This is a genomic window from Sphingopyxis sp. 113P3, assembly GCF_001278035.1.
In the GTDB taxonomy this organism is placed as follows: domain Bacteria; phylum Pseudomonadota; class Alphaproteobacteria; order Sphingomonadales; family Sphingomonadaceae; genus Sphingopyxis.
In genome coordinates this window covers 2,434,565-2,453,049 of record NZ_CP009452.1, presented here as the reverse complement: position 1 = coordinate 2,453,049, position 18,485 = coordinate 2,434,565, and the positions used below count along the sequence as shown (strand labels likewise).

The following is an 18,485-nucleotide window of genomic DNA, read 5'->3' as shown; positions in this document are numbered from 1 at the left end:
CGGCGAGGAACTTCGGCGCAATGGGCCGGGTTTCCGGGGAGCCTGCAAGGCCATCAAATATCGGAGGAAAACACATGAAATTCACATCTCTCCTCGTCGCCGCGGCCGCGGGTTCGCTCGCGGCGCCTGCCATGGCTCAGGATCGTGACACCGCGGAGGATTTCAACGGCCCCTACATCGGCGTGGTCGGCGGATACACTGTGCAGCCGAACGACGGTCATGAAACACTGACGTTCGACACGGATCTCGACGGCACCTTTGGCGATCCCGTCAATACCGCGGGCGGCACGAACGCCTTCTCGCCTGGCTTCTGCGGCGGCGGCGCCACGGGCACTGCGAACCGCGACTGCACGAGCGACAAGGATGGCGCCGAATATATGGCGCGCCTTGGCTACGACAAGCGCATGGGCAACTTCGTTGTCGGTGCCGTCCTTGAGGGCGGGCGGAGCGAAGCGCGCGATAGCGTATCGGGCTTCTCGACAACGCCTGCGAGCTACACGATCAGCCGCGAGGCCGATTGGCAGGCCGGCGCGCGCCTTCGCGCCGGCTACACCCCCGGCGGCGGCGTGCTTTTTTATGCCACCGGCGGCGGTGCTTTTGCCAAGATGGACAATCGCTTTGCCACGACCAACAGCGCGAACAGCTTTTCCGACAACGGCAAGACGAACGCCTGGGGTTATTCGGCGGGCGGCGGTGCGGAAGCAATGCTGACCAAGAATGTCTCGCTCGGACTTGAATATCTCTACACCGATCTCAAGGACGACGATTATACTGTCGCGGTCGGGCAGGGGACAGCGCCCGATACCAATCCGTTCGGCGAAGGCACCGACATCAAGCGCAGCGATCCGCATTTCCGGACCCACAGCGTGCGGGCATCGGTCAACTTCCGCTTCTGATCGATAGCAATTTCAAGGATTGGGCGCCGGGCCTTGAGGCCCGGCGCCCTTTCCGTTGGGCGGGCGCGGCCGACTGAATGGCAGGCACACGTCCTCCCATCGCTTCGCATCGACGCTGCGATGCCTATCTTTTGGTACCCAGGGGCGCTGAGAAGATGGCGAAATTTCCGTTCGCGCTTGCGACCAGACGGTCATGCTGGAACAGACGCGCGTCGATATTGGCGATACGCTTGCCCCTGTGGAGCACGGTCGCATCACAGATCAGCCGGCCCTCGCGAACCCCGACATGATAGTTGAACTTGATCTCCAGGGTCGCACACCAAAGATCGTCGTCAAGCTCACTTGTGAGCGCGCCGCCCATCGCCGTGTCGGCGAGCGAATAGGCAACGCCGCCATGCGCGACGCCCTGCGGATTGAAATGGCGCGCTGCCTCGACATCGATCGCCATCCGGCATCGGCCGTCGCCGCGCTCGACCATCTGAAAGCCGAGCATGCGCGCAAATTCGAAATCCTGCCCGAACGGCCTCACCGCACGCGCGGCCCCCCAAAGGGCGGCGGCGGGGGCGGACGGCGCGTGCCGCGCGGCAGCTGCGCCTGATAGGCGCGGCCGCAATGCTCGACGCAATAGGGAAAGCCGGGGTTCACCGCTTCACCGCAGAAATGAAAATCGGGCTCACCGGGATGTCCCATCGGCCAGCGGCAGATACGGTCGTTGAGGTCGAGCAGGCTTGTCTTGTCAGCGATTTCCGGGCTCGGCTTAGCAGGCACCAGACGGCGGGGAGGCGCCGGGGGAATCGGCGCCTGCTGGTCGCCGGGGCCCTGGCGGATGAAACCCCCGGGACCTATCGAGACGATGCGCGGTGCATCGGGCTTTGCTGGCGGTGCATCGACCCCGGCGTCCGCAGGCGCGGCTTCAGGGACAGGCTTGGGCTCGGCGCGCGGGGGCGCGATGGGGCGCGGCGCAGCAGGAGCAGCGGGACGCGGCGCCGGTGCGGCCGCCTTGGGTGCTGCCGGAGCCTTGGCCGGCTTTGCGACCTTCTCGGTCGCCTTCACGGGTGAAGGGCGCGATTTCAGGCCCAGGCGGTGCGCCTTGCCGATCACCGCGTTGCGGCTGACGCCGCCAAGCTCATCGGCAATCTGGCTCGCGGTCAGCCCTTTTTCCCACATGCTGCGCAGCTGTTCGATGCGCTGGTCAGTCCATGACATGCTTCACATTCCTCATTGTCTCACGCCGCGGGCGACGCAGCGATCCTTTCGGGCCGTTCCGGATGGATCGGCGCGGCGGCTGCCCAGCTTGCGGTAAGGTCGGGGACGCGATAGGCGAGAACGCCATGAACGACCAGCCCCAAATTACGCGCGCCGACTCGGCTCCCGCCACCGCGGCACGAGCATTTGCCGAGCCGGGGGTGCCACACATCCGCACGCTCAACGTGCCCGGTATGCAGGCGCTCTATGTCAAGGAGGTACGGCGCTTTTTCAAGGTCCAGCTCCAAACAATCTGGGCCCCTGCCGTTACCACGCTTCTTTTCCTGGTCATTTTCACGGTCGCACTCGGCGGCTCGGGACGCACCGTCATCGGCGTTCCCTTCGCCGATTTCGTCGCGCCTGGCCTGATCATGATGGCCATGCTCCAGAATAGCTTTGCCAATGCGAGTTTCTCGCTCCTTGTCGGCAAGATCCAGGGGACGATCGTCGACTATCTTATGCCGCCGCTCGGAATCGGTGAATTGATGCTCGCGCTCATTGGCGCCGCGATCAGCCGCGCTGTCCTCGTGGGGCTGGCGCTTTGGGCCGCCATGCTCGCCTGGCCCGGAGTTCATGTCGCGCCCCAACATTTCTGGGCGGTCATCGCGTTCGGTCTCCTCGGCGCGGCGATGATCGGCTTCGTCGGCCTGATCACCTCCGTCTGGGCCGAGAAATTCGATCATGCCGCCGCGGTCACCAATTTTGTTGTCACCCCGCTCGCCCTGCTTTCGGGCACATTCTATTCGATCGACCGCCTGGCGCCCTGGTTCCAGAGTATCGCGCATGCCAACCCGGTTTATTATGCGATCATGGGGTTCCGATACGGCTTCATCGGCACGGTGGACTCGACGATCGACCATCCTGTCCTGACGGCGCTCCTCGCGCTCGTGGCAGTCAACATCGTACTTGGCCTCGTGACCTACCGCCTTCTTGCATCGGGATGGAAGCTGAAGGCCTGATCCGCATCAGGCCCTAGTGGCGGTGGATGGCGCGGAGGCGATAGCGCCCCTTGTCGAGTCCCTCGAACATGGCCTCGATCTGAGGGTGGTCGACGGGGCCATGCTCGGAGTCCGCAACGAGATTCTGCTGGCTGACATAGGCGATGTAGGAGGAATCCTCATTTTCCGCGAGCAGATGATAATAAGGCTGTTGCTTTGAGGGACGGATCGCCTCGGGAATGGCCTGATACCACTCCTCGCTGTTCGAGAAGACCGGATCGACGTCGAAGACGACGCCGCGGAAATCGAACATGCGGTGCCGCACGATATCGCCCGGCGCAAAGCGGGCGCGTTCAACAAGCGGCATCACGATGCCGCGATCGCTTTTGCCTTGGAAATCCGAAGAAGTCTTTGCTCTCATGCCATCAATCTATGCCGGTTCGCGGACGATTCAAGGCGCTATCGCCCGCCTGTGAGCAGCCTTGAGCCGCCTTGATAATGATCTTGACCATAGAAACCCGCTCAATTCCGGGTTAGCTTGCTGTGTGACGTCCCGCAGAGGACAGATTTTGCGGGGTCGATTTCGCAACGAGGGGAGACACGCACCATGACCGACATATTGCAAAGGGCAAAAGACATGATCCTCAAGCCCAAGGAGGCCTGGGCCGCTATCGAAGGAGAGACGGAGACCGTCCAGTCCCTCTATGTGCCCTATGTCCTTGTGCTTGCTGCGATTGGTCCGCTCGCGCAGCTGATCGGCGGGCAAGTTTTCGGATACCGTTTTCTTACCCTCACAGTTCATCCCCCGCTCGGCAGCGCCATTGTTGGCGCGCTGCTTTCCTACGTGCTGACGCTAATCGGCGTCTATGTCGTCGCGCTGGTGATCGATGGGCTGGCGCCGACATTCGGCGGCGTGAAGAACCAGATTCAGGCGCTGAAGGTTGCGGTCTATTCGTTTACCGCGGCCTGGCTTGCCGGGATTTTTGCACTGGTGCCGCCGCTCGCAATCTTGGGATTGCTCGGGCTCTACAGTCTCTACCTTCTCTATCTTGGCTTGCCTCGCCTGATGAAGGCGCCCGAGGACAAGGCGATTGTCTACACGCTGGTCGTCGTGGTCGTAACTATTGTTCTATACCTTGTCATCGCGGCAATCGTCGGTGCCCTTGCAATGACGCAAGGACCCGCGCTTGCCGGAGGCGTGAGCCTTCGCTGACAGGTGACCATTCCGTCGTCCGCCTGCAACATGTGAGCGGCTGGCGACAAAGAAAGGGGGTGGGGAGGTCTCGCGCGCCGGTCCTTCCCCTTTGCATAGGAGGCCGACATGAAGAGCCGCAACTTTGCCTTGGCGCTTGGCGTGGGGCTGTTGATGGCGAGCAGGCCAGCGCCGGGCATCGCGGCGCTTGAGCCGGGGGCGAAAGCTCCCGACTTTACGCTGCGCGCGGCGCAGGGCGGGAGGTCCTTCGACCTCTCGCTGAAACAGACGCTGCGGAGCGGGCCGGTGGTCCTCTATTTCTTCCCTGCAGCCTTCACGCCCGGCTGCACGCTGGAGGCGCATCTTTTTGCCGACGCGAACAGCCGCTTCAACCAGCTCGGCGCGCGCGTGATCGGGGTCACTGCAGGCAATATCGATCGGGTCGCCGAATTTTCAAAATCGGAATGTCGCAGCAAATTCGCGGTGGCCGCGGATCCAGGCGCCAAAATCGCGGCGGAATTTGACGCAACGATGGAGGGGCCTGGAAAGACAAGGCTTTCCGATCGGACGTCGTTCGTGATCGCGCCGAACGGCACGATTCTCATGAGCTACAGCGACAAGAATCCGCGCGCGCACATCGAAAAGACGATGGCAGCCGTGCGGGCGTGGAGGGCCAAGCGGGGTTAGAAAATGGAGGAGAGTGAGGGATTCGAACCCTCGGTACCGTTGCCGGCACTTCGCATTTCGAGTGCGACGCTTTCGACCACTCAGCCAACTCTCCTCGCTGAGGCAGACGCCCCTAGCGATGCTCTGCGGATCATGCAAGCCTCTCTTGGCAAAAATGCGGCCTGATTCGCGGGCGCACCAATGCACAAGGGGGGTGCTGTGCCGCTAACCGGACTTAAGGTGCTCGATTTCGGGCGTTATATTGCAGGGCCTTATTGCGCAGCACTGCTAGCCGACTATGGCGCCGACGTGATTCGGGTCGAGGCGCCCGGCGGCAATGACGACCGCTACACCGTCCCAGTAGCCGCCGACGGATCCGGCGCAATGTTCCTGCAGATGAACCGCAACAAGCGCTGCTTGACGCTGAGACCGGGAACGCCCGAAGGCCGCGAGATCGTCGAGCGACTGGTCGCGAGGGCTGACGTCGTCATCGCCAACCTGCCGCATGACGCGCTGCTCAAGCTTGGCCTCGACTATGAGAGCCTGTCCGCGATCAACCCCCGGATCATCCTGGCAACGGCCTCGGCGTTCGGCGGGGAGGGCCCGCTGGCAGAGCGGGTCGGCTTCGATGCCGTAGGCCAGGCGATGTCCGGCAGCGTCCACCTGACGGGCACTCCCGATCAGCCCTTTCGTGCGCAGGTCAATTATGTCGATTTCGGCACGGCGCTCCATTGCGCCTTCGGGATCATGCTGGCCCTGCGCGAGCGAGACGTGTCGGGCAAGGGGCAGTGCGTATCGGGGTCGCTCTTCGCAACCGCGCTCGCCATGACGAACGCCCTGACCATCGATCACGCGCTGAACGGCATCGAGCGGCAGCCGCTTGGCAACCGTGCCTACAGCTCAGGGCCCACCGACCTTTTTCGCACGCGCGACGGCTGGATCGTGACGCAGATCGTTGGCACGCCGATTTTCCGCCGCTGGGCGGAACTGGTCGGTCGGCCAGAGCTCATCGATGATCCGCGCTTTGCGAGCGATATGCTGCGCGGTGACAACGGCGAGGAGCTGAGCGCGATCATGCAGGACTGGTGCTCGGCGCGAACGAGCGAGGTGGCCATTTCCGAACTCGCGTCGGCGCGCGTCCCCGCGGCCCCCGTTGTCAAGCCCGCCGACGCGCTCGCGCACCCGCAGGTCGCCGCGATGAAGATCGTCGAGCCAACTTCCTATCCGGGCACACCGGCCCCGGCCCCGGTCATCCGCGCGCCGATCGAACTTTCTGCGAGCGCGAAGGCGCCAGCCGCCCCGGCGCCTCAGCTCGGGGCGCACAGCCACGCGATCCTGAGCGAACTCGGATATGATGCTGTGACCATTTCGGCTTTGCGTGAGGCAAGGATTATTTGACACTCTGGTGGGTGGACGAAGCGGCACCCCGTGTTTAAATACCGGTCAGTATGAAATTGCAGGAGCAGCCGCGATGAACGACCAGAGCGAATATGTGCCCCCCAAAATCTGGACCTGGGACAAGGAAAGCGGCGGACGCTTCGCCAATATCAACCGTCCGGTCGCGGGGCCGACGCACGCCAAGGAGCTGCCGGTCGGCAACCATCCCCTCCAGCTCTATTCCCTCGGCACCCCCAATGGTGTGAAGGTCACCGTGATGCTCGAGGAGCTTCTTGCTGCGGGCCATGGCGGCGCCGAATATGACGCCTGGCTCATCAATATCAACGAAGGCGATCAGTTTTCGAGCGGCTTCGTCGCGGTCAATCCGAACAGCAAGATTCCCGCGCTTCTTGACCGCAGCGGACCGGAACCCATCCGCATATTCGAGTCGGGAGCGATCCTCATCTATCTCGCCGAGAAGTTCGGCGCGTTCCTGCCGACCGAGTCCGCAAAGCGCGCGGAGGTCCTGTCGTGGCTCATGTGGCAGATGGGCAGCACGCCGTTCCTCGGCGGCGGCTTTGGTCACTTCTATGCCTATGCGCCGACGAAGCAGGAGTATCCGATCAACCGCTATGCGATGGAGGTGAAGCGTCAGATGGACGTTCTCGATCGCCGACTGGCCGAAAGCGAGTATCTGGGCGGAGCCGACTACAGCATTGCCGACATGGCGGTGTGGCCATGGTACGGTGCGCTCGCCAAGGGGCTGGTGTATGACGCCGGCGAGTTCCTGCAGGTGCAGGATTACAAGAATGTCCAGCGCTGGACCGATCAGGTGGCAGCGCGGCCGGCGGTGAAGCGCGGACGAATGGTCAACCGCGTGACTGGCGACCCTGCCAGCCAGCTCCACGAGCGCCACGATGCATCGGATTTTGATCTGCGCACACAAGACAAGATCGCCCCTGAAGTCGCGGAATAGTCCGCGGCTTTTGCGGCGCTACAACCAACGGCCGCGCTCAATTGTCCCGCCTCCTGCTCGCAGGGTGAAAAATTGCCCGTCCTCACCGATAATCAAAGGCCCATCGAAATGTTCGGCAGCACGCCCCAGAAACGCGCGATAGAAGGCGCGCGATGGAACGGGCGGGACGATGTGGCTGAGGACCAGCATTTTTACGCCCGCGCGGCGGGCGCTATCGGCCGCCTGCGTGGGGCTTGCGTGATAGTCTAGAATGTCGTGCATGATCTGCCCCGTCATGGACCGTCCCGCGGCTCTCAGCCGGCGGGACAGCATCTCGACCATTTCGGGTTGCAGCGCCTCGTGGATGAGGAGATCGGCGCTCCTCGCGGCGGTTTCGACTGAGGCGGAGGGTGCGGTATCCCCGCTTATGACGACCGACCGTCCCTTGTAGTCGAAGCGATAGCCGACCGCGGGCTGTACCGGACGATGGTCGACGGGAAAGGCCGTGACCTTGAGTCCATCGGCCTCATAGACGAGCCTTTGCGTTTCCGGCATTGCGAAGGGCAGGGCGACCGCGCCTGCCGCCTGCGGCGGAGTAATCACGGCGCCATGGTGCGCTGTGCGGTAGCGATTGTCGGCGGCATAGGCAGCGTTGAAGCCTCCGATCACGGCTTCGAGACCCTCGGGACCGTAAACGGGAAGCGGCGCGGCGTTGCCGCTCCCGGTCCAGCGCAGCAGCATCATGGGACCGAGGCCGTCGATGTGATCCGAATGATAATGGGTCAGGAACAGAGCGCGGATCTTGCCATTGGGCAGCCCCATCATCGCGATGTTGCGTGCCCCGCCTTCTCCTGCATCGACCACAAACATCTTGTCGCCCGCGATGAGGAGGGTGCACGCGCCGGCGCGATCACGGCTGGGCAGCGGTGATCCGGTTCCGCAGAGCGCAACATGTAGCCCGTCGGGCAGGTCCGCCAGCGGATCGCGTCCTGCCGCCTCGGCGGCGCCCCGCTCGAAGAGCCAAAGGCCGGCCGGTCGCTGGAGGAGCCACAGCGCTGCTGCGGCAAGCGCCAAGGTCAGCAGAACGAAGAGCGCAGCGCGCCTGGCCTTTGTCATTGCTCATCCCCCCACCCCGTTTTCGGCTATCATGCGTCAGGGGAGGGTGCTGGACAAGCTTCGACGTTCGGCGCAAGCTTTCACGCCTGACATGGATGCAGGTTGCGGGCTGCAACTTACCGTTTACGTAAACGTGAGTGGTTATTATAAGAGCCCATTGCCCAAGGGAGAATCGTCAATGGACATGGAGTTCAGCCCCGAAGATCTCGCGTTCCAGCAGGAAGTGCGGGACTTCATCGCCGAAAACTACCCCGCCGAACTGCGCGGCAAGCAGGACGAAGGCGATGAGCTCACCAAGGAGGATTTCCTCTCATGGCACCGCATCCTTTATAAAAAGGGGTGGGTCGCGCCCGCGTGGCCCGTCGAATATGGCGGAACGGGCTGGACCCCGACCCAGCGTTTCATCTTTTCGGAAGAGACCGCGCGCGCCGACTGCATCCGTCTGATGCCCTTCGGCCTCTCGATGGTCGGACCCGTCATCTACACCTTCGGCACTCCCGAACAGAAGGCCCGCTTCCTCCCGCGAATCCTCTCGGGCGAAGATTGGTGGTGCCAGGGATATTCGGAGCCGGGCGCGGGCTCCGACCTCGCTTCGCTGCGCACCACCGCGGTTCGCGACGGCGATGATTATATCGTCAACGGACAAAAGACCTGGACCACGATGGCGCAGCACGCCGACTGGGGCTTTTTCCTGGTCCGAACCGACAAGGACGCAAAGCAGCAGGAGGGAATCAGCTTCCTCCTCATCGACATGAAATCGCCAGGGATCACCGTGCGCCCGATCATCACGCTGGGCGGAGAACATGAGGTCAACGAGGTTTTTCTCGAGGACGTGCGCGTTCCGGTATCGCAGCGCGTCTATGAGGAAAATAAGGGCTGGACCTGCGCCAAATTCCTGCTCGCGCACGAACGTACGGGAATCGCCGGCGTCGCGTCATCGAAGCGCGGGGTCGAGCGCGTCAAGCAGATTGCCCGAACCGAGCTCGACGGTGACGGACCGCTTCTCGCCAACCCCTTCTTCAAGCGCAAGATCGCGGAGCTGGAGATCGACCTCACCGCGCTGGAGTTCACCGAACTGCGCGGCCTTGCCGGTCCGAACGCAGGCAAGGGGCCGGGACCTGAATCGAGCCTGCTCAAGATCAAGGGCAGCGAAATCCAGCAGCGGCTCACCGAACTGACCCTCGAGGCGGTCGGCCATTATGGCGCGCCCTATTTCCGCGGCTTCGGCGAGGGCGATAATGCGCATCCGATCGGGCCGGACTATGCGCACCGCGCCGCGCCGACCTATTTCAACATGCGCAAGACGACAATTTACGGCGGATCGAACGAGATTCAGCGCAACATCATCGCGAAGATGGTTCTGGGGCTTTGATCATCGAGTTGGGCTGGCCGAGGCGGACACAGCACGCCGCCTCGCCCCTCACCGCAGCATAGAGTCATAGGAGCCCCTAATCTTTCAGGGGGCGACGGGGATAGAAAAATGGACTTCACCTATACTGAAACGCAGGACATGATCCGCGACACGCTGGCGCGCTTTCTGGGCGACACCTACGTGTTTGAAACGCGTCAGAAATTCATTGCCAGCGAGGCCGGGCGTGATCCCGGAATCTGGAGAGCGATCGCGCAGGATCTCGGCATGCTCGGGGCCTCCTTCGCCGAAGAGCACGGCGGACTTGGTGGCGGCGCGCTCGAAAATGCGATCATCATGGAGGAACTGGGCAAGGTTATCGCGATCGAGCCCTATCTTTCCACCGTCGTGATCGCAGGCGGTGCGCTCAAGGCCGTGGGCGGAGCTCAGGCCGACGCGATGATCCCCGAGATCATTGCGGGCAACGCCGTTGTCGCCTTTGCCTATGCAGAGCCGCAGGGTCGCTACGATCTTGCCAATCTCAGGACAAGCGCGAAAAAGGACGGCGCGGGCTGGGTCCTGAATGGTCACAAGGGCGTTGTCTATGCTGCCCCCTGGGCGACACAGCTTCTCGTCACCGCCCGCACGGGCGGCAACCAGCGCGATCGCGACGGCGTGTCCCTCTTCTTGATCGACGCAAATCTGCCCGGCATCGTCCGCCGCGACTATCCGACGGTGGACGGCAATCGAGCGTCGGAGATCTACTTCGAAAATGTCGCGATACCCGCCGACGCGCTGCTGGGCGGCGAGGGAGGGGGGCTGCCGCTCATTGAACAGATCGTCGATGAAGCAACCGTGGCGCTCTGCGCCGAGGCGACCGGCGTAATGCAGAAGCTTCACGAAGGGACGCTCGAATATACTCAGCAGCGCAAGCAGTTCGGTGTGCCGATTGCGAAGTTCCAGGTTCTCCAGCATCGCATGGTCGACATGTTCATGGAAGTCGAACAGGCGCGTTCGATGACGATCATGGCAACGCTGAAGCTGGGTCTGCCAGAAAAGGAGCGCATGACGGCGGTATCGGCGGCGAAGAACAAGGTCGCGCGCGGCGCCAAATTCGTCGGGCAGAACGCCATCCAGACCCACGGCGGCATCGGCATCACGCAGGAACTGGCAATCGGCCATTATTTCAAGCGTGCGACGCTGATCGAAGGCCAGTTCGGCAGCGCTGATTACCATATGGACCGATACGAACGGCTGGCACTCGCCGACTAGGAAGGTCTCACGACCTCGAGGGGGGCCTTAATAGGCTACGTCAATCGCTATTCGCAGCGTGCGGGGACGCAGCGGGGTCAGATAGCCCGCGCTCCCCTCGACAAAGGGGGTGCCGAGCGCGAAACGATTGCCGCGCGCATCGAGAAGATTGGTTAGCGTCACCGACAGGCCGCGCCGCTCATTGCCGAGGCGCGCGGCGAGCCCCGTGTCGACATAATCGCCTTGGCCTTCTCCAAGGATCGGACCGATCCCGAGGCGTGACGGCCCGACATAATGCGCCCAGCCGTTGATACGCAGATCCTCGTCGCCGATGGGGAGTGCGTAATTGAAAGCACCGCGCAGCGCGTAGCGCGCGATATTGGGGATCTGCCCAAGGCGCGTCAGCAGCGCGGAAAATTCCGGTGCCTCGCCATTGGCGCTGAAGCGCGTCGCGATCGTCCTGAGTTCGCCGGCGAATAATTCATCGACACGGCTGTGATTGTAGACTGCGCCTGCCTCAAGCGACAATGATGGCACCGGCTGCACCGCGACGGCGCCTGAAATGCTCGTGATGCGCCCGTCACCGATATTTGCAGTGCTCGGAAAGCCGTTGGAATCGATGAAATCCGCCTGGATATCGCGCCAGCGGCTGTACGAGACTGAAAGATGGGCATCAAATGGGGTCCGCCCCTTTTCGCCGAGGCGCACACCGCCTTCCCAGGTGCGGACCTGGTCGTTGCGGAAGCGGCGTACGAAGTTGCTGTCGATCGCGAGGCCGCCTGGACGGAACCCCTCCTGATAGCGCGCGTAAAGCGTGACGTTGCGAAGGGGCTTCGCGAGCACGGAGAATGAGGGGAGAAGGTCGGTTTCGGTACGGTGCGCGGTGACCGCGCGCTGGGCAAGGGCAAGCGCGAAAGGCACATCCTCGCCGCTACCCCCGAGCCGCGCGTGCGACAGCCTGAGACCGCCTTCGACAAGCAGTTTCGGCAACACTTCAAACGTTGCCTCGCCATAGCCGGTAAACTCGGTGATACGGTTGGTCACACCTGTAATCGGAGCCTGGAAGCTCAGCTCGCCATACTCGCGCTTCTGCCGCGTCCGATTGTCGACGAAACTCGCGCCCACGACCCACCCCAGCCCCTCATGGAAAGGACGGGACAGCCGCGTCTCGCTGACGAACATGCGCGTCCGGTTCGCCTGGTCGAGGACACGTGGGTCGCCGTCGGCGCCGCTCGCATCGAAGCGCTCGAACAGGCGGTGTCGAATGAATGCGTTGGATGACTGGAAATGGAGGTCACCCCAATCCTTCGCGACGACCAACGTCGCCATTCCGTAGCGCGCACGGGCTTTCTGCTCGACGAGTGAATAGCGGGTCAGCGGCGGCGCGTCCTTGTCGGCATATTGCGCGTCCCTCGACGTTGTCGCCTGATATACCCCGCCCAGATCCACGGTCCAGTCGTCGCCGGCGTCGAGGCGGAGCGTCGCGCGGCCACCGCGGATCGCGACGCGGTTCACGTCATCCTGTCCGCGAACCGGGTTGTCGATATAGCCGCCGTCGCTCAGCATGTAGCCAACGAGGCGAAGCGCATGGCGCTCGCCCGCGGGCACATTGGCGATCACGCCGAGATCGCCGCCGGGATCGCCGTGCTGGGTCACAGACGCACCGGCAATTGCCTGCAATTCCATCCGCTCGAGGCTCGGCGCCTTGGGCACGACGCGAATGATTCCGCCGAGCGACCCCGCGCCGTAGAGCGTGCCTTGCGGCCCTTCGAGAATCTCAACGCTGTCAACGTCATAGAGCCGGAGGTCCGGGTCGGGCGCATTGTAGCTAAGGCGGATGTCGCCCAGATATTGGCCGACCGTCGACTGGGTGGGTCCGGTGAAGCTCGAATCGGCGATGCCGCGAATAAACAGCTTGTTGCGCCCCGATCCAAGATGGGTCGAGGAAACAGTCGCCATCCGCGCGAGGATCGATTCCATCCCGCGCTCGCCGCCAAATGCCAAATCGCCGCCATCGAGAAGGGTGGCGACGCCGGCAAAATGCGAATGGGGAAGATCGGTTTTTGACGCAGTGACGATGATCTCGTCCTGCGGCTGCGCGATCCCGGCAGGGGCGGGGCCCGGCCGCGCCGTCCGGCGGGGCGGGGAGGTCGCGCGGCGCGCGACGCGAGGTGAGGGAGGTCGGCGTTCGATGCGCCAGCTCGTTTTGCTCACACGCACCGCGCGCGCTTCGGAGCCTGCGAGCATTCGGCGAATGGCATCCTCGACGCTCATTCGTCCCCGAACCGGCTTGACGCGGCCGCTCCAAAGTTCGGCATCGGCGACGCTCACACTGATGCCTGCCTGACGGCTCAGTACCGGCACGGCGCCCGCGAGACTACCCGCGGGGACATCGAACTGCTGCTCCTCTGCCGCCTGCGCCGTCGAGGGCGCGCAGAGCGCGGCGGCCGCGATCAGGAGGGGGAGGCGGCCGGTCATCTCAGCGCGTCAATACCCAGCCACTGCCCTGCCGCGTGGCGCGGGTTCCCGACAGCGCGGCGAGGTCGGCGATGGTGCGTGCCCGATCCTGCGCGATAACGAGCGCTCCGCGAAACGGCACGTCGCGCGCCTCTGCCGCAACGCGCACCTCCATTCCGGCGGTACGGCGCAGATCATCGGCAACGTCCGCGAGCGGGGTTCCATTGTAGACCAGGAGCCCGGTGCGCCAGCCCCCGACGTTGGTCGCCTCGATATTCTTGACCTTCGGCGCCGCGCCATCGGCAGCATCGAGCCCTTGGCCGGCTGCCACACGCACATTCTCGCGCCGCGGGTTGTAGGCAACGACCCCTTCCGAAACGGCGACCGACGTTTGCGCGTTTCGGCGCACGACGTTGAACGCGGTGCCGAGGTCGACAATCTCGGCGCTGCCCGCCTCGACCACGAAGGGATCTTCATCGCGGTGCACGACCTGGAACATCGCCTCGCCCTGTTCTAGCCGCGCAAAGCGGGGGCGATCGTCGTCAAGCGTCACCACCGAGGCGCCATTAATCTCGATCTTTGACCCATCGGGGAGCGTGACGGTGCGATGCTCGCCCGCAGCGGTCTCGATCCGGTTCGCATCGCCAAGCAGGTTGAAACTTGAAAGGCTCACGACCGCGACCAGCGCAGCGGCCACCGCGCCGCCGAACCAGGCGCGGCGAGGCACGCGGCGCCGCGCGGGCACCTCGTGCCAAACGACCTGGGGGCTTGATGCCGGAGGCATGGCGTCAAGATCAGCATCGAGGCTCGCGATAGCGTCATAGACCTCGGCATGTACCGGATTTTCGGCGAGCCAGTCGGCAAAGCCATCCCAGTCGGAAAAGGCGGGGTCCCGCTGGCGGATCACCCAGTCGATCGCCCGCGCTTCGATATCGCTGGAGGAATTAGGGCGCATCGAATTGCCTCCTTAGCGCAGTGAGCACAGCGTAGACCTTTCGCAGGTCAGCCTCGACCGTGCTCAGGCTGACGCCCATTTCGGCGGCAATGTCGCGCTGCTGCACCCCGTCGACGCGAAACCGGCGGAAGATCCGTGCGGGACGCTCGCCGGTCGCTGCAATTGCCTGTTCGACAAGGGCAAGCTGCTCGCGCGAGATGAGCGCGCTCTCGGCCGAAGGTTTCTGGACCGCGGCGCTTTCCCCCCATGCCCTGTCCCGAAGCTCGCTCTGGCGCGTCGAGCGATAGCGGTCGAGCATCAGATTGTTTGCAGCGCGCATCACATAGGCGAGGGGGTCGGCAACGGGTCCCGTGCCGCGCAGGGTAAGCCGCATCCACAGATCCTGGAACAGATCCTCCGCGGCGTCGCCCGCGCCGCGCAGCGCGAGGAAACGCAGGATGCGTTCGCGGTTGGCGAGCAATACGCCTTCGATGCCTTGGGCGGCGTCGGTTCGATCTCTCGCCTGGGTCATGCTTCGCTTGGTTAGGAACGCCGTTCGTTGTGAGCCGGTCCGCGCACCCATGGTCCGGGACGTCCCCCTGATGGCGCTTTCATATAGCGGCTTGGCGAGCCGGCGCAACCGCGGCGCTTGCCGAGGGGGAAGGGAGGGGACTGCCAGAGCGAGCATCGATCATTCTCTTCCTAAAGCCCTAGGCAAGGGGGAAGCAGGGTGAGGAGAGCTTCCCCCTTGCGGGCGGGACCGACCCGGGGGGCATTGGGTCGGCCCGCATCTCGTCGCAGCCTTACAGGCCAACCTTGAGGCTGGCGCGGAACGACCAGCCGAAGTGGCTCTGCTGTTCTTCTGCCGACAGCTCCCCGCCTACCTGGAAGGCCGAGTTGCCGGCGATCGCGCGCAGCCGGCCGATCCAGCCGCTCGTCCGTTCCTCAGGTATGAGGGTGAAGGCATCGCCATCCTTGAACGAGGCGATCGTCGCGCCCAGCGATCCGCCGACGAGCTGGCGCCGCCCGGCCTCGATCTCGAAGCGCGTCCAGCCGTCATATTCGTCCGCACCGCCAAAATCGAGGCCCACCGCAACGGTGCCGGTCACTGCCAGCTCGTCGCTGCTTCGGCCAAGCACGGTGAGATCGAGGGCGTCGCCGCCGCCGGTTTCGGTGTAACCGTCTTCCTTCAGCTTGTAATAATCGACCGCGACCATTGGTCGGAACGAAAGATTGCCGCGCGTCCTCGCATCATAGGCGAGTGAGCCCGACGCCGAATAGAGCGTGCCGTCCCATTTGCCGCGCATCGTCTTCTCGATGTCTTCAGCGCCCGCCTCGGCGCGGAAGTTGCGCGTGCCCTTCATCTTGATGGGCGCTCCCGAAACGCGGGCGTTCGCCATGAAGCCGTTGGACCGCAGGCGCCAGTGGAGGGCGCCTTCGAACTGGCTGGTGCTCACTTCATTGTCATTGCTGCCATTGCCGTCCTTGCCGCTCAGGAAGGCGACCGAGCCGCCGAAATTGCCGATATCGGTCTTGATCTCGGCGCCAAGCGAGATGCCCCACCCGGTGACATCATAGCTTGCGGTATTCCCGATGCCCTTCGAAGTGCCCCAGACGGCCTGATTGACCCAATAGCCCCATTTGCCTTCGTCCTGGAACGGGGCATTGGGATCCTGAAGATAGCGCGCCAGCGCACGCGATCCGGTGGTCACGGTCTCGAACACGCCGCCCTCATGCTCGGGAAGCATTTGCTGGAGCTGGCCGCGGAACGCATCGCCATCGGCGATGCGCAGGAACACGCCCTCGATATCCTCGTCGGCGCCGAGCGCCTCGAAGGCTGCATCGAAGGCGCTCGCCTCGGACCGGTTAAGGCCAAGCTCGCTTATGGTCTTGCGGGTCACGTCGACCACCAGCGTGTTTCCGCTCGCCGTGAGCTCGCCCTTGTAGAGGTAGGGGAGGAGCGTCGTTTCGGCGGTGAGGTTGCTCGCGCCCGTCAGCGAGCCCGCCGTCAGCACGACATGCTCGCCTTCGGCGCCATCGATGCTGGTCAGCTGGAGCGCGAGTTTCGAATCCTCGTCGAAGCTGGCGTTCCCGATCACGGTGAGCGCGGTACCGCCGTCGTCTCCGTCGAGCGTCACGCCCAGTACGCCCTTGCCGGTGACAGAGAGCGACGCGATCGTCGCGGCGCCCTGCACATCGAAGGCGCCGCCGTTGACGCTGACCCCAAGGCCGGAAGAATTGGCGAGCGTGCCGGAGAAAACCGACGATCCGCCGATGCTCAACGTATCGCTCCCGCCGCCAAAGTCAGCAAGTCCGGTGAAACGGGACGAGCCCTCCATCGCGAAACTGTCGCTTCCTGCCCCGAAGGTCGCGTTACCCGTATAAACCGCATCGCCCGAAAGCTTCAGCCGGTTGTTGCCAGCCCCAAAGCTCGTGTTTCCCTTCACCGTGCCGTCGGCGATGTCGAAGACGTCGTCGCCGCTGCCGAAACGGACATCGCCGGTGATGCTGGGCGCGGTCTTGCCTTCACCCACGGCAATCTGCTTGACGGTCGCGCCGCCAGCATTGGCGGTAAGGTCGATGGCGATGTTGTCGGCCGCATTCTTGGCGCCAGTCGCGCTGATCGCGCCGCTATTCTCCACCATGTCGACATTGCCCGAGAGGTCGACGATTGCGCGCGCGGTGGCATCGTCGCCGCCGACCTTGGCGTTGACGGTGCCGCTGTTGCGGATGAGGCCAACATTGCTGCCCGCTTCGACGAGGATTGCGGTTGCGACTGCGTCCTGCGCCTTGCCGCCCGTGGTCGCATCAACTTTTCCCGACACGCGGATTTCAGGAACCGTGGCGCCCGCGCCGATCCGCATCGCTGTGGCCGAGGCGTCCTTCGAAATCGCATTGACCGAACCTGCAACGCTGACCCCGCCCGAGATATTCACGGCGCCGCCGAGACCGCCAATCTGGAGGCCGGTCGAATCCACCCCCGTGTAGACGCCGCTGCCCACGACCCCGCCATTGATGATCAGACCGAAATTGGTGCCGGTGCCGGCGACGGCGCCAATCGCGATATCACGGCTTGCCGAACCGACCTGCATCGCGGGCGCCGACCCGAAGGACCGCACCGCAGCAGAGCCTTCCTTGGCGTCCTCGATACCGTCCTTGTCTTCGTCCTTGTCGGTTTCGCTCGTGTCCTTGGGGGGAACCGCGAGGATGATTCCGCCCGTGACGTCACCTTCGATCGACAGCGCGGGGCCTCCTTGCAAGAGATCGTCAGCGTCGAGCTTCGAGGGATCTGAAGGCGCGCTCGTGTAACGATAGCCGCTCGCGGTGAGCTCGCCCTGCACCTCGAGCGCGCCCGTGATGTCGCCGGTCAGTCGCGCCGCTGTCGCATTCTCGCCGATCGCGGCGATCTTGCCCGCGAGGCGGACGTTTCCGGTAACGTCCTGCAGTCCGACACCCAGCGCATTGTCGCCGAGAACCGATATCGATCCATCGTTCGTGAATTTCCCGGTGAGCGGGCCTCCAAGACGAATGCCCGCCGAATTATTGCCCTCGATCGTGATTTCGCCCGAATTGACGATGTTCCCCGTGAACGCACCGGCGGTCAGAATGCCCGTGCGATTGCTGCCGACTGCAAAGGGACCATCGATGTCACCATCATTGTCGATGTCGGTGGGGGCATAGGTCTCGTTGATGATGATCTTGCCGGTCGCGCCATTGGTGATCGATCCCGTGACCCCGGCGTTGGCCGAGATGCCCGTCGCGCCGTCTTTATTTACAATCTCGATCGTGCCTTCGTTGACGACCTTGTGATTGCTGTCGATGGTGACTGCCGTACCGGCGGCCGGTTTAATGGAGCCGTCCTTGGTAATCTTGATGTCGTCAGGCGCACCCGATTTCACCGTCGAAGTCTTGACTGGTGTTGTCGTCGCGGTGGAGATGGTCGTCTCGGCGTGGGCGGGCACGGCGGCCATTGCGGCCAGGCAGGTCGACGCCAGCAAAGTCTTGCGCATGAAATTCCTCTTGTGATCGGTTCGGGACGTCCTCCCGGGGACAATCGCAAGACGGAGACCGCGTCGGTCGCCCTTGAAACTATTTTGGCGAGGGGCGAAA

16 protein-coding genes and 1 tRNA gene are annotated in these 18,485 nt (G+C 63.7%); 8 read left to right on the top strand and 9 right to left on the bottom strand.

Annotated elements, in window-relative coordinates; translation table 11 throughout:
- The first annotated feature begins 74 nt into the window (after window positions 1-74).
- Window positions 75-896: an outer membrane protein gene (locus LH20_RS11975; protein ID WP_053554389.1), complete on the top strand. Its 822-nt coding sequence runs from the start codon at window positions 75-77 to the stop codon at window positions 894-896.
- A gap of 124 nt (window positions 897-1,020) precedes the next feature.
- Here LH20_RS11975 and LH20_RS11970 read toward each other — a convergent pair whose 3' ends face one another.
- Together LH20_RS11970 and LH20_RS11965 are read right to left on the bottom strand one after the other, a co-directional pair.
- Window positions 1,021-1,389: a PaaI family thioesterase gene (locus LH20_RS11970; protein ID WP_235526962.1), complete on the bottom strand. Its 369-nt coding sequence runs from the start codon at window positions 1,387-1,389 to the stop codon at window positions 1,021-1,023.
- A 32-nt stretch (window positions 1,390-1,421) separates the two neighbouring features.
- Window positions 1,422-2,102 carry a GcrA family cell cycle regulator gene (locus tag LH20_RS11965; protein ID WP_053554387.1) on the bottom strand — a complete coding sequence of 227 codons (681 nt, stop codon included), beginning with the start codon at window positions 2,100-2,102 and terminating at the stop codon, window positions 1,422-1,424.
- Window positions 2,103-2,227: 125 nt separating this feature from the next.
- Here LH20_RS11965 and LH20_RS11960 point away from each other — a divergent pair, with 125 nt between their 5' ends.
- On the top strand, window positions 2,228-3,100 hold the full coding sequence (locus LH20_RS11960; RefSeq protein WP_053554386.1) for an ABC transporter permease: 873 nt from the start codon (window positions 2,228-2,230) through the stop codon (window positions 3,098-3,100).
- Between the two features lie 13 nt (window positions 3,101-3,113).
- On the opposite strand, the gene hspQ is transcribed toward LH20_RS11960, so the two are convergent.
- Window positions 3,114-3,500 (bottom strand): heat shock protein HspQ, encoded by a 387-nt coding sequence (hspQ, locus tag LH20_RS11955; RefSeq protein WP_053554385.1) that lies wholly within the window; start codon window positions 3,498-3,500, stop codon window positions 3,114-3,116.
- Window positions 3,501-3,686: 186 nt separating this feature from the next.
- On the opposite strand from hspQ, the gene LH20_RS11950 reads away from it, so the two are divergent.
- Window positions 3,687-4,292 (top strand): Yip1 family protein, encoded by a 606-nt coding sequence (locus tag LH20_RS11950; protein WP_053554384.1) that lies wholly within the window; start codon window positions 3,687-3,689, stop codon window positions 4,290-4,292.
- Window positions 4,293-4,400: 108 nt separating this feature from the next.
- Window positions 4,401-4,958 (top strand): peroxiredoxin, encoded by a 558-nt coding sequence (locus LH20_RS11945; protein ID WP_053554383.1) that lies wholly within the window; start codon window positions 4,401-4,403, stop codon window positions 4,956-4,958.
- Between the two features lie 4 nt (window positions 4,959-4,962).
- Here the strand turns inward: LH20_RS11945 and LH20_RS11940 are convergent.
- Window positions 4,963-5,052: transfer RNA gene (locus LH20_RS11940), tRNA-Ser, on the bottom strand.
- 86 nt (window positions 5,053-5,138) lie between these two features.
- Between LH20_RS11940 and LH20_RS11935 the strand changes: the two genes are divergently transcribed.
- A complete protein-coding gene (locus LH20_RS11935) occupies window positions 5,139-6,335 on the top strand; it encodes a CaiB/BaiF CoA transferase family protein (protein ID WP_053554382.1) in 1,197 nt (398 codons plus the stop codon).
- 73 nt (window positions 6,336-6,408) lie between these two features.
- Window positions 6,409-7,290 (top strand): glutathione-dependent disulfide-bond oxidoreductase, encoded by an 882-nt coding sequence (gene yghU, locus LH20_RS11930; RefSeq protein WP_053554381.1) that lies wholly within the window; start codon window positions 6,409-6,411, stop codon window positions 7,288-7,290.
- A gap of 18 nt (window positions 7,291-7,308) precedes the next feature.
- Here the strand turns inward: yghU and LH20_RS11925 are convergent, their stop codons facing one another.
- Window positions 7,309-8,385 (bottom strand): MBL fold metallo-hydrolase, encoded by a 1,077-nt coding sequence (locus LH20_RS11925; RefSeq protein ID WP_053554380.1) that lies wholly within the window; start codon window positions 8,383-8,385, stop codon window positions 7,309-7,311.
- Between the two features lie 178 nt (window positions 8,386-8,563).
- Between LH20_RS11925 and LH20_RS11920 the strand changes: the two genes are divergently transcribed.
- Together LH20_RS11920 and LH20_RS11915 are read left to right on the top strand one after the other, a co-directional pair.
- On the top strand, window positions 8,564-9,757 hold the full coding sequence (locus LH20_RS11920; RefSeq protein ID WP_053554379.1) for an acyl-CoA dehydrogenase family protein: 1,194 nt from the start codon (window positions 8,564-8,566) through the stop codon (window positions 9,755-9,757).
- Between the two features lie 108 nt (window positions 9,758-9,865).
- Window positions 9,866-11,005, top strand: coding sequence for an acyl-CoA dehydrogenase family protein (locus tag LH20_RS11915; protein ID WP_053554378.1), 1,140 nt, complete (start codon window positions 9,866-9,868; stop codon window positions 11,003-11,005).
- Window positions 11,006-11,032: 27 nt separating this feature from the next.
- On the opposite strand, the gene LH20_RS11910 is transcribed toward LH20_RS11915, so the two are convergent.
- The 4 genes from LH20_RS11910 to LH20_RS11895 form a co-directional block, all read right to left on the bottom strand.
- Window positions 11,033-13,462 carry a TonB-dependent receptor domain-containing protein gene (locus LH20_RS11910; RefSeq protein ID WP_053554377.1) on the bottom strand — a complete coding sequence of 810 codons (2,430 nt, stop codon included), beginning with the start codon at window positions 13,460-13,462 and terminating at the stop codon, window positions 11,033-11,035.
- A gap of 1 nt (window position 13,463) precedes the next feature.
- Window positions 13,464-14,396: a FecR family protein gene (locus tag LH20_RS11905; RefSeq protein ID WP_053554376.1), complete on the bottom strand. Its 933-nt coding sequence runs from the start codon at window positions 14,394-14,396 to the stop codon at window positions 13,464-13,466.
- The gene (locus tag LH20_RS11900; RefSeq protein ID WP_053554375.1) at window positions 14,386-14,907 is read right to left on the bottom strand and encodes a sigma-70 family RNA polymerase sigma factor; all 522 of its coding nucleotides are present in this window, start codon (window positions 14,905-14,907) and stop codon (window positions 14,386-14,388) included. Before LH20_RS11900 ends, LH20_RS11905 begins: the two co-directional genes overlap by 11 nt.
- Window positions 14,908-15,178: 271 nt before the next feature.
- Window positions 15,179-18,385 carry an autotransporter outer membrane beta-barrel domain-containing protein gene (locus LH20_RS11895; protein WP_053554374.1) on the bottom strand — a complete coding sequence of 1,069 codons (3,207 nt, stop codon included), beginning with the start codon at window positions 18,383-18,385 and terminating at the stop codon, window positions 15,179-15,181.
- Window positions 18,386-18,485 lie beyond the last annotated feature (100 nt).

Excerpts from the sequence above, each read along its gene's own strand:
- LH20_RS11935 (WP_053554382.1), top strand. The coding sequence starts at position 5,139 with ATGCACAAGGGGGGTGCTGTGCCGCTAACCGGACTTAAGGTGCTCGAT.
- LH20_RS11950 (WP_053554384.1), top strand. The coding sequence starts at position 3,687 with ATGACCGACATATTGCAAAGGGCAAAAGACATGATCCTCAAGCCCAAG.
- LH20_RS11920 (WP_053554379.1), top strand. The coding sequence starts at position 8,564 with ATGGACATGGAGTTCAGCCCCGAAGATCTCGCGTTCCAGCAGGAAGTG.
- hspQ (WP_053554385.1), bottom strand. The coding sequence starts at position 3,500 with ATGAGAGCAAAGACTTCTTCGGATTTCCAAGGCAAAAGCGATCGCGGC.
- LH20_RS11905 (WP_053554376.1), bottom strand. The coding sequence starts at position 14,396 with ATGCGCCCTAATTCCTCCAGCGATATCGAAGCGCGGGCGATCGACTGG.
- yghU (WP_053554381.1), top strand. The coding sequence starts at position 6,409 with ATGAACGACCAGAGCGAATATGTGCCCCCCAAAATCTGGACCTGGGAC.
- LH20_RS11965 (WP_053554387.1), bottom strand. The coding sequence starts at position 2,102 with ATGTCATGGACTGACCAGCGCATCGAACAGCTGCGCAGCATGTGGGAA.
- LH20_RS11910 (WP_053554377.1), bottom strand. The coding sequence starts at position 13,462 with ATGACCGGCCGCCTCCCCCTCCTGATCGCGGCCGCCGCGCTCTGCGCG.
- LH20_RS11945 (WP_053554383.1), top strand. The coding sequence starts at position 4,401 with ATGAAGAGCCGCAACTTTGCCTTGGCGCTTGGCGTGGGGCTGTTGATG.
- LH20_RS11900 (WP_053554375.1), bottom strand. The coding sequence starts at position 14,907 with ATGACCCAGGCGAGAGATCGAACCGACGCCGCCCAAGGCATCGAAGGC.
- LH20_RS11895 (WP_053554374.1), bottom strand. The coding sequence starts at position 18,385 with ATGCGCAAGACTTTGCTGGCGTCGACCTGCCTGGCCGCAATGGCCGCC.
- LH20_RS11925 (WP_053554380.1), bottom strand. The coding sequence starts at position 8,385 with ATGACAAAGGCCAGGCGCGCTGCGCTCTTCGTTCTGCTGACCTTGGCG.
- LH20_RS11915 (WP_053554378.1), top strand. The coding sequence starts at position 9,866 with ATGGACTTCACCTATACTGAAACGCAGGACATGATCCGCGACACGCTG.
- LH20_RS11970 (WP_235526962.1), bottom strand. The coding sequence starts at position 1,389 with ATGCTCGGCTTTCAGATGGTCGAGCGCGGCGACGGCCGATGCCGGATG.
- LH20_RS11975 (WP_053554389.1), top strand. The coding sequence starts at position 75 with ATGAAATTCACATCTCTCCTCGTCGCCGCGGCCGCGGGTTCGCTCGCG.
- LH20_RS11960 (WP_053554386.1), top strand. The coding sequence starts at position 2,228 with ATGAACGACCAGCCCCAAATTACGCGCGCCGACTCGGCTCCCGCCACC.